Below are 9217 nucleotides of genomic sequence, written 5' to 3'. Positions count from 1 at the left end.
TCGCGCCCCGTGCCAGTCAAGATGTTCTTGGAGCGTCTTTCTCAATTCGCTATAGTCAGTCATGGGGTTTCTCAAGAGTTGTGGTAATTCTGATGAAACCCCACCCTTACCTTCTTTTCAAGCTTTTTGTCCTGTACTGAGGACTTACCCACCCTCACTGCTGGAACTGGCGCAACAGGTTGGGATGTGTGACTACAACTTGAGACGAGGTTTCAAGGAAATATTTAACACCACCGTATTTGGCTATTTGCGCGATCGTCGGATGGAAAAAGCCCAACAGTTGCTTTTAGATGGGCAACTAAAGGTGGCGACGGTCGCCCGTACCGTCGGTTACGATAGCCCCACCTCATTCAACGCCGCCTTTAAGCATAAGTTTGGCGCGAGTCCGAAGGCTTATCAAATGTCAATACGAAAGTAATTAACGATTTAGAAAAACCGTTGCTGTGTTCAGGATTAACGAACAGGAGCGAAGCCTATCTATTGCTGATCGCTGGATGAACGTGCCAGCTCCTCTCGAAGGATTTGACGTAAATCTTCCTTCAGGCTTTGATTTTGAATATATTCCCCTAATGCTGCATTAATCAGTGTCTGGTAGCCACGATTTTCTGCAGCAGAGGCTTCACCGGCGCTTGCAATATTCTTAAAATACTCCACAATAAATCTGTCTAAAAAGATAGTAATGCGCTGCTTGCCGCGCTCAACCGGCTGTCCCCCAACTCGAAGCACTGCATTTTCCATCTGCACTTCAGTAACTTCTGGAATATCAGTCAGGTCAATATCTTCATCTTTCATCGCATTAATCCGCTCCCAATCCGTTTGAGAGGCTCTTGAAGAAGATAAGTTGCTCACGTTTTGTGCCCTCCCGCATCGATATCACTCGCACCTCGTCCTGACTCTCCGTATGGGCAATAACAATTATCCGCCCCTGCAATAGGCCCAACGTAACGAAGCGGCACTCGCCATAAGCGAAGCGATCATCTTCAAACGTTAACGTCGGCCCCTCAAAAACTTGAGAAACATCGACAAAGTCAAAACCATGCTTGGCAATATTGGACTGTCGCTTGTTCTCATCCCATATGAACTGCATATTCATTATGCATATATTTATACATATATCGCCTGCAGATGATAAGTATTGTCAATTTCAAAACGACTTTTCAAGACAGCGTAATCGAGACGCCCTAAAGCCAACAACGCCGATCAGCAGCATAGCAATTATGCTTCCCACCCACAGTAGCCCCATCCCAGCCCCCGCATCCGTCTTGATTACCATGAGCGCGTCAGTACGCTCAAGAAATCTTGATGAATAACCTCACTTCAATAATCATTCTGCCAGCTCATTCTGGCGATCGTTCTCGCGCCGCTGGTTAGCTTCCTCTAAAGAGGTGTTAGGCACTGTAGACCAACGGTCATGAATACGACTGATCACGGTTTCACGTAAGGCATAGCGAGTTTCCAAAAGCTGCTTTACCTCTTGCTCCATCGAATGACCGTTGGCAGAAGCACGGACCTTGATACGCTGCACCAAATCATCCGGCAAGTTTCGAATTGTCAGCGTTGCCATTGATTCATCCCTTCCGTTTATCGTGCTGGCACCATGCTAGCAAGAGCTCTCTCGAACAATGCAACTCAGTACTCAGTATGCTTCTAGCAATATGCTTAGCGAAGGCAGGCGATTCGCGACTTTTGCCGATAACAGTGCTGTTGTAGCCGCTCTAGTGGAGCATCGCTGATGGTTGGAGTGGTGGGGTGCGATGGCAGAGCCACTCCTTTGGAGTATCGCCCGCCAGCATAATCCAAACCGCAAAAAATCCGACCGCCTCAAATGAGCACAGCCGGATGGATGGTTCAAGTTAGTCTGAGGGCTTCATGAGCTAACCCGGCCTTTCCCTGCCCTCCCAAGAGAAAGACTAAATTTAGGTAACCAATAACGAATAACCAATAACTCTGTTATCTGCTATCTGTTATTCGTTATTCGTCAACTTCGCCGTTTCAGCATCAAGAATATCAGGCGACTTCTACCGTAAACACGGCATCGTTAAAGTCCAGATCACCGCCGCTAAACAAGTCTTCAAAGGCGTAGGTGCTGCCGGTCTTCTGCACGTGGTCTGCCCCCAATGGATTGGCCGCAGCAAATTCGAAGAAAACATCGGTGCTGCCGCTGAGGGCGTCTGCCACGGTGCCGTTCGACACGATAAACGGCGCATAGAGTGCCCCGCCGTCGAGGTCAGCGGTGACGGCTCCAGCGTCTCGAATGGCAAAGGATAGTCCATCTCCCGCTTCCTGACTGCGGCCAACGGCAGCGGCGGCATAGCCTGCTTCACCCGGTTGCAGCAAGGCTCCGGTAACGGGATCAATCACCGTGCCGTCCGCATCTTCAATCTGATAGAAGCCGACGGTATTGCTGAATAGGGCCTCGCTCTGTTTGTCCAGAATCTTCACCTGAACGGAGCCAGTTTGGTCGAGCAGATCGAGTAAATCCTCGTCAGAGCCCACTGGCTACCCCTCACCAAAGTTGTCGGCAGTGACCGTGTCAGCCTGCACGTTTTGTAAGACCGCCAGTACATCTTCTGTACCTAGAGAGATGACGGTATCGTTACCCTCCTGAGCAATGATTAGATCGCTGAAACCAATAGCCGCCGAGAAGTCGGGCTTGAAGCCGACTAGTTCAAAGCGATCGCTAGAGCAGCCGCGATGATCACTCAAGCTGCGATCCTGTTTAAACGCAGATTCTCTTAAGCTTTTCAGGTTGCGTCTTCTGAATTTCTGGCGAATTGCTAGCCCTTAATCGCCAGCAATTGACGATCTTAGATTTGCGATCTTGGATTGTGAAACCTTTTCAGATCAACACTTTTGCGGCTAGGGCTTGTCGTTAATCCCACGCAAAACGGTAGCAAAGTCTTGGGTGATCCCACGCTTCGAACGGATCGTTGACTGTATCGTTAATATCAATAATTTTTGTCAACAATGGATAGCAAAATCAATGTGCCCGAATGTCGATAGATTGTCTTTACGGTTTGACAAGCCTGAGGAAAAAGTCCCTCGAATACTCTGGAGACCCGGATTCATGAATAATCGAAGGATCTAGCTTAAGGTTCCATTAGGAATGAAACGCTCGATTTATCAAGCATTTTAGATCTTTATATTGAGAATTAATTTCAATAATTCTCGTTAAGGGCAAGCCTCTTGGTCTGTTGGTCAGCTCGCTTTTAGCAATTGTCGTCTTTTCTACCTAGTTCTAAGTATTTACGACAAACCGGTTGAGCCGATAGCCCTGCACCTTACTGCGAATCAGCCAGGGCATCCATTTCACAAAGAACCGTGTTGACCAGGGGACCTGCTTCATGAGTTCTGCCCCAGCATCAAAAAAGGTACGAGACTGCACCAGTTGCAAGTTGCCCCAGCTCTCTATCTCGTGTGGATCATCACAAGCCCAGCGAAACCAGCTCTCTTTGGGCATATGCCGCATGGCATCGTGGGTTGATTGACTATCGATCATCTTTTGAGAGGTGGTATCAATCAAAAGCCAGGCTCCCGGAAAGCGATCAGCAATTTGGGTAATGGCCTGTCGTGCTTGGGCTGATTCCAAATAGATGATCACCGCCTCAGAAACGAAGCACCAAGGGCCGCCCGTTGCCGCCACAGGGTCCATCCAGCCAGTGTCTAAAACGCTGGCTTCGAGCATTGTGCGGCGCGGCTCGTCCTGAAAAAACTGTCGCCGTAGCGCTAGCGTATCGGGCAAATCCAAGTCAAACCACTGGGCTTGTCCATTATCTAACCGCTCGAATCGGGTGTTTAGACCACAGCCAATTTCAACTACAGTACCCGTAGGGTGCTCGCTTAGAAAAGCTTGAACATCTTGGTCATACATGCGGGTACGCAAGGTCGCTCCGGCCAAGGATTTAGAGTTTTGCCACTTGGAGAAATCGTAATCCAGAGATTCAACAATTTGAACCGCTTTTTCATCGTGAATCAGACCGTTGCCGTCCTGAGTTTGCACAGCTCGCCCCAGCAGAGGGATCAGCAGCGTTTCTTGAACGGGACCTAGATCAACTGAAATTTTTGCCATGTTCGCTACACTCCATCGATTGGTGGCGAATGTGAGCTATGGATGCCATGATAGTCAACTCTCAGGCGAGCCATGATCGCTATCCGATCTATTACGATCGCAATAGCCACTGATTGAGTTGAATTTGCCCAATCACTTGAAGCGCTTCAAATATTCCCGTGGCGTGCTACCGAATTTGCGCTTAAAGGCAGTTGCGAAGTACCCTCGGTGAGTAATTCCTACAGCGTTTGCGATCGCAGTAATGGTCATTTGATCGGCTTCTAGTAGCTGTCGAGCCTGTTCCATACGGTGGTCGTGCAAAACGCCAAAAACAGTATTGCCAAATAGCTGCCGAAACCCTTGCTGTAATTTACGCTCGCTGAGTCCTACCTGGTGTGCCAATTCCGCTAGAGAAGGCGGTTCCCCTAGATTTTTCAGCAAGATTTTTTTGGCTTGATGTAGTGCATCAACGTCTTTTCGCCTTACCCTCGCTAACGCCGAAGGAGCAGATTCATAATCCTTAAGCTGGGCAAAGTAAAGGGCAATCAGCTCCAAGACTTTTCCTTCCAGATAGAGCTGTCGGATGAAGCTCTCATGGGGACAGTGCAGTATCGCGTAGAGAATGCGAGCAATTTCAGGGGTTGTACGATTCAGTTGAAAGCAAGGGGTGGAAGCCGCATTCTGAATATTTTGCTGCCAGTGTAGTGGTAAAGCACTGAGGTGTCGCTCGATGAGCGTCAGCATATAAGTTGGTGCGATCGCCAACTCAACCACACTAATTTTCTTGCCAGCAAACAACTTCGTCGTTCCTGCTGCATAGGGTACTGCGGAAAACGTTGTTTGTTGAGCTGAAACATCCAATCTATTTTTGAGCCCAGGCATCATGCCGGTGCAATAGCCAGACAGACAAAAGGTGAGATTTATCATTGAGTACTGAGACGACAGCCTGCGAAAGTCCAAAAGCAAGTCTTGCTTTAAGTCGCATTCATAAATGAACAGGTCCAAACCATCTCGTAGGTGAATACCTCGCATGTAGCCTTGCCCAAGCGTTGTTGGAAAGAATAAAGCTGTTTCCGTGGATTGCAGTTGACGAGTTCCTCCAGCCTGCTTCTGAAATTCTTGGGTTGCGTGTTGGATATTAGTAAACGCAAGAGAAACTTCCATATATCTTTGCCGATGGAGAGAGATCGGATGTGTTCACTCCTATTTTTTTCGAAACTAAGAGTTTCAACATCCCATAAAATTAGGCGTCATCCTCTAACGTGTATTTAATGGTCAAGCGCTTTTTAAACAGTCCTGGTTTGCCGCCTGCATAATCTTCCTCATTGAACTTAAGCTGATTAAATTGAGATTCAAGTTCGCTGAAAGCAACCTGAGGATCACGCTCAGAAATAGAAGCGTTAACATCTCCTTTGCTGCCTACACAAGATCTGAAATCAACGGATACTAGTTCCAAGGAATCACTGAAGTCAAAAAAGGGACCTTCCTTACCACCAATCACTTCATTTCCTGATAAACCGTTATCGAGATCATAAATATTTCGAGTGCAAATAGTCTCCTCTGAATGTTTTACGCCAGAGTGTGGAGAAATATATTCAAAGGAAAACTCACCATTCTTTCCCAGATCGTCTAGTACTAAGGCTCTAGCACCTCGATTGAAAGTAATCTTCTTCAAGGAGTCACGCACGGCATCTGGATCGTAGGTTACAGAACCACTCAGAACACCTTCTTGACCCGGTGTTCCAGGAGATTGAAAGGAGTAAGTCGTTGCAAATACCGGTTCGCAACAGAATATAAAACCCAAACAAAGCACAGCAGCTAAAAGGATGACTCTTATTGGAAAGACTCGGCTCATTGTTCCTCTCTACACACAGATCTACAAAACCGACAGTTATTCGAAATATACTTCAAGGAAAAGATTAATATGAACACTCAAAAGTCGAATATTAAAGCTAGAGTGTAAGGCTACTATTGTCAGCATTTTTCTCATGCTTTAAAGCATGAAGTACAAGAAGGCGATTCAACTTTACTTCTAAATTGTCCGGATTAATGGAAAGAGTCTGGTCTAAGGTCTCCAGGGATTCTTGATAACGGCCTAAGAAATAAAGTACGATCGCCTTATTACTTAAAGCGAATGTTCGGTCAACAACAGAATTCTCTGAAATCGGAATGAGATCTAAGGACTTGTTACATGCATTCAAAGCAGCTTCATAATCCTGAAGTTGATTAAGAGCTGCACAAGTATTAGACCAGGCGATCGCGTAATCTGTTCGCAGAGAAGTGGCATATTTAAACGACAAATAAGCATTCTCGTAATTTTCTAGACCATAGTAAATACGACCCAACTGGTTCCAAACCTCAAAATCAAGCTGATCCTGCAAAATCAATTCTTTGCAGCTTTCTAAACTTTCCGAATCAGCTGAAAAACACTTTTCCTTTAAAAAGCTATTCTCTTTCAGATGCAGTGGACTGAAATAGCTTGAAGAAGACAAAATCGTTGCAGCGCTTGATGCAGAAATTGCACCGAAATTGGAGAGAGCGATTAGTAAAGTTAGACCGATCTTAAAGAAAACAGTCATATAACTCCTGAAAGAAGAGCTGTTTACATACTGAGTCGATCAATTCCTATCAAAACGCATTCAATAGGTTCTCGATGCATCTTGTCCTATCGCTAAAACCATCGAGAAGGCTTCAAGCTAGGTTCTTTATAAATGAACATTGCCCAAGCGATCGCAATGGTAATCGGTGATAACACTAGCAGTAGCCTTAAATCAATTAAGCCAAACAGATAAAACATGATGACATTAAACATGATTCTATGTTTGCCAATGGTCTGAAACCAACTATCCCTTTATTGACTCCTAATCAACGATTACCCAATCTGAAATCTATGAGTAACCGTAATTTAATGTGAGATAACCATAGCCATCTAGCTTGGAATACTCAAGAGTGTCAAAATCAATCTTTTACCTAACACTGATTTATTCTTCTGCCATATTTGGTTATCCAAAAATCCTCAATGGGTTTCTTCCAACAAGAGGGCTATGAGTTATATCAGGTTAAAAATTGAGTTGGTCGATAGCGAAATGCATCCGTTTCCAAGAAGCATTTATTGTCGCCTCAACGTCTCAAAGCACTCTGAAGTTCCTGAAGTGTTGGTTTACCAAAATTGATAACATTCCAAACTACAGAGAGAACCAACGGCAGAAGAATCAGTAAGACACGCCCATCAATACCGAATAGGTCAAGTTGAACTGCCAATTGGCTTTCTCGGGTGTTGAACTGCATAGCTCCGATCGCACCCAGAAACCAGATAGAAGGAACACCCAATGCGTGAATTGCCAACCATCGAATCGTATAAATAGGATATTCAGTCCTGGTCCGTTCAGGTCGGTCTGATAAATTAGTTGTCATCTTAAATTACCGCTAAGTTAGCTATTTTTTCCGAGTTGACTATCGTAAAGAGGGTGCTGATGTTTCAAATTCTTCCTGAAAATACGAATCAAGTTCCTGTTTTACTTGGTTTCGCTCAGTCACAATGGGTGCCCTCATTTGATTGGAAGGGTAGTATTCATCGGGTCGAGGCGTACCGAATGCGTCGTAAGCCAGCCCTGTACTCACGAATAGCCACCCAGATATGAATACAGCCGGAAAATTCACGATGTGCAATAGCCAAAATTGCGGATCGGTCACGATGTCCCCCAAGGGACGTTCGCCAGTTGAGCCTGCCATATTATTCTCCTGATTAAAACTGCTTGCTTTTAAGCTCTACGGAACAACTCCTAGCGTCTCGGCGGTAACAGTCATCGCTCAAGAGAAAGAAATTGTCATCACAAATCCTGACTAACATCAGCTTGAGCTAAATGAGATAAATTGTCAATAATGGCAATCGTTAATTCGTGTTAAGCATCGGCTAAAAATGATTGCTCGATTGCTGAAGTTTGTTCAGTGAATGCTTTTCATGGATTCTGACAAGGATAGGAGCGGATTTTTGTATGGTAGTAAGGTTATTAACACTTCGTTTTATTAGGAAAAAGTTTCAATTAACCCCAAAAGCTCAACTTTTTTAATCAGAGCTGAGATAATGTGGGCGAAGAAAGAAAAAATGAGAGGGAAAATAGGCGAGAACCCTTGCCGTTGTAGCCTTTTGGAGAACTAACTATGCTGACGATGACTATAGCGGACAGAAAAGTATTTACAACGCCGCATCAGCTTTAAAGGGCGTAAAGGCGATCGCGGCCACTTCTCTACGGTCTGCCAATTGCCGCTGAGGCAGAACGGTGTCAGATTTCCCCGCCTTACAATTGAACGTATTGAACTTGACGAGCAGCCTATTCCCAATGGTTTCGCACCCTGTTTCCCGTCTACCCAGCACTACGGAGCTACCCTGTTCTGACGATATACCTGTGGACAACGAAGACCAGAATTTGCTGCCGAACTTGCTGCTGTTTGTTCTAGCGAGCCTGTGGGCTGAGCGGATGGACTGGTACTTCGGTGTTGATATGGCGATTTACCATACGACAGGTGTGAATCCGAGAGTACCGGTGGTGCCCGATGCGTTTTTGAGTTTGGGTGTAGAACGGCGGAAAGCTAGTCGAGACGGAAAAGGACGACTGAGCTACGCCACTTGGGAAGAAGATGGCACCGTGCCAATACTGGTGCTGGAGATGGTTTCACAGACACCAGGTGGCGAGTACGATGAGAAGCTGGAGATTTATCGACAGTTGGGTGTGCTGTACTACGTCCTCTATAATCCTGGGCACTGGCAGCGAGACCAGCATCAGCCGTTTGAGGTGTACAAGCTAGAGGCGGGTGAGTATCAGCTTCAGCTTGGTGAGCCCTATTGGATGCCGGAGGTAGGGCTAGGCCTTGGCCGGGCGCAGCAGCTAGTTGGCGGTATTGAGCTAGAGGTGCTGCTGTGGCACGATCAGCAGGGACAGCCCTACCTGGTGCCAGAGGAAGAATTGAAGCAGATGCGGACTCAGCTAAAGGCCCTTCAGCAGCAGGCCGAAGCGGAGCGGCAGCGAGCAACGCGGATGGCTGACTACTTGCGATCTCTGGGTGTTGATCCTGATAATCTGCCAGGTGAAGGGCAGGCTTAGGAGTGGTTGGTTTGGAGGAGCGCGATCGCAGCCAATCCTCAATTACCGAACATTGATAGACAGGTCC

14 protein-coding genes and 1 pseudogene are annotated in these 9217 nt (G+C 46.4%); 2 read left to right on the top strand and 13 right to left on the bottom strand.

What is annotated here, in order from left to right; genetic code table 11:
- The first annotated feature begins 61 nt into the window (after positions 1 to 61).
- Entirely contained in the window at positions 62 to 418 is a 357-nt protein-coding gene (locus PN498_RS14410) for a helix-turn-helix transcriptional regulator (protein ID WP_272063510.1), read from the top strand.
- A gap of 59 nt (positions 419 to 477) precedes the next feature.
- Here PN498_RS14410 and PN498_RS14405 read toward each other — a convergent pair whose 3' ends face one another.
- From PN498_RS14405 to psbE, 13 genes and pseudogenes are all read right to left on the bottom strand, one after another.
- The gene (locus PN498_RS14405) at positions 478 to 792 is read right to left on the bottom strand and encodes a BrnA antitoxin family protein (RefSeq protein WP_272063509.1); all 315 of its coding nucleotides are present in this window, start codon (positions 790 to 792) and stop codon (positions 478 to 480) included.
- 4 nt (positions 793 to 796) lie between these two features.
- Positions 797 to 1087, bottom strand: a complete 291-nt coding sequence (locus PN498_RS14400; RefSeq protein WP_272063508.1) for a BrnT family toxin — start codon at positions 1085 to 1087, stop codon at positions 797 to 799.
- Between the two features lie 237 nt (positions 1088 to 1324).
- Entirely contained in the window at positions 1325 to 1564 is a 240-nt protein-coding gene (locus PN498_RS14395) for a FitA-like ribbon-helix-helix domain-containing protein (RefSeq protein ID WP_272063507.1), read from the bottom strand.
- Positions 1565 to 2007: 443 nt separating this feature from the next.
- Positions 2008 to 2496 (bottom strand): DUF4114 domain-containing protein, encoded by a 489-nt coding sequence (locus tag PN498_RS14390; RefSeq protein WP_272063506.1) that lies wholly within the window; start codon positions 2494 to 2496, stop codon positions 2008 to 2010.
- Between the two features lie 3 nt (positions 2497 to 2499).
- On the bottom strand, positions 2500 to 2706 hold the full coding sequence (locus PN498_RS14385; protein ID WP_272063505.1) for a hypothetical protein: 207 nt from the start codon (positions 2704 to 2706) through the stop codon (positions 2500 to 2502).
- Between the two features lie 532 nt (positions 2707 to 3238).
- Positions 3239 to 4069, bottom strand: a complete 831-nt coding sequence (locus PN498_RS14380; RefSeq protein ID WP_272063504.1) for a class I SAM-dependent methyltransferase — start codon at positions 4067 to 4069, stop codon at positions 3239 to 3241.
- A 132-nt stretch (positions 4070 to 4201) separates the two neighbouring features.
- Positions 4202 to 5212 carry a helix-turn-helix transcriptional regulator gene (locus tag PN498_RS14375; RefSeq protein WP_272063503.1) on the bottom strand — a complete coding sequence of 337 codons (1011 nt, stop codon included), beginning with the start codon at positions 5210 to 5212 and terminating at the stop codon, positions 4202 to 4204.
- 79 nt (positions 5213 to 5291) lie between these two features.
- Positions 5292 to 5903 carry a hypothetical protein gene (locus PN498_RS14370; RefSeq protein WP_272063502.1) on the bottom strand — a complete coding sequence of 204 codons (612 nt, stop codon included), beginning with the start codon at positions 5901 to 5903 and terminating at the stop codon, positions 5292 to 5294.
- A 97-nt stretch (positions 5904 to 6000) separates the two neighbouring features.
- Positions 6001 to 6627 (bottom strand): tetratricopeptide repeat protein, encoded by a 627-nt coding sequence (locus tag PN498_RS14365; protein WP_272063501.1) that lies wholly within the window; start codon positions 6625 to 6627, stop codon positions 6001 to 6003.
- 92 nt (positions 6628 to 6719) lie between these two features.
- Positions 6720 to 6860, bottom strand: coding sequence for a photosystem II protein Y (locus PN498_RS14360; protein ID WP_272063500.1), 141 nt, complete (start codon positions 6858 to 6860; stop codon positions 6720 to 6722).
- Positions 6861 to 7168: 308 nt separating this feature from the next.
- Complete coding sequence (locus PN498_RS14355; protein ID WP_272063512.1) at positions 7169 to 7336, bottom strand: photosystem II protein Y; 168 nt, start codon at positions 7334 to 7336, stop codon at positions 7169 to 7171.
- A pseudogene (gene psbF, locus PN498_RS14350) lies at positions 7319 to 7462 on the bottom strand (cytochrome b559 subunit beta); the annotation flags it as partial. The gene PN498_RS14355 and the pseudogene psbF, both read right to left, overlap by 18 nt.
- 39 nt (positions 7463 to 7501) lie before the next feature.
- Positions 7502 to 7780 (bottom strand): cytochrome b559 subunit alpha, encoded by a 279-nt coding sequence (gene psbE, locus PN498_RS14345; RefSeq protein ID WP_272063499.1) that lies wholly within the window; start codon positions 7778 to 7780, stop codon positions 7502 to 7504.
- A gap of 608 nt (positions 7781 to 8388) precedes the next feature.
- On the opposite strand from psbE, the gene PN498_RS14340 reads away from it, so the two are divergent.
- A complete protein-coding gene (locus tag PN498_RS14340) occupies positions 8389 to 9150 on the top strand; it encodes a Uma2 family endonuclease (RefSeq protein WP_272063498.1) in 762 nt (253 codons plus the stop codon).
- The last annotated feature ends 67 nt before the right edge of the window (positions 9151 to 9217 follow it).

It is taken from the genome of Oscillatoria sp. CS-180 (assembly GCF_028330965.1).
Taxonomy (GTDB): Bacteria; Cyanobacteriota; Cyanobacteriia; order Phormidesmidales; family Phormidesmidaceae; genus Halomicronema.
This window is presented reverse-complemented; position numbering and strand designations above follow the sequence as displayed.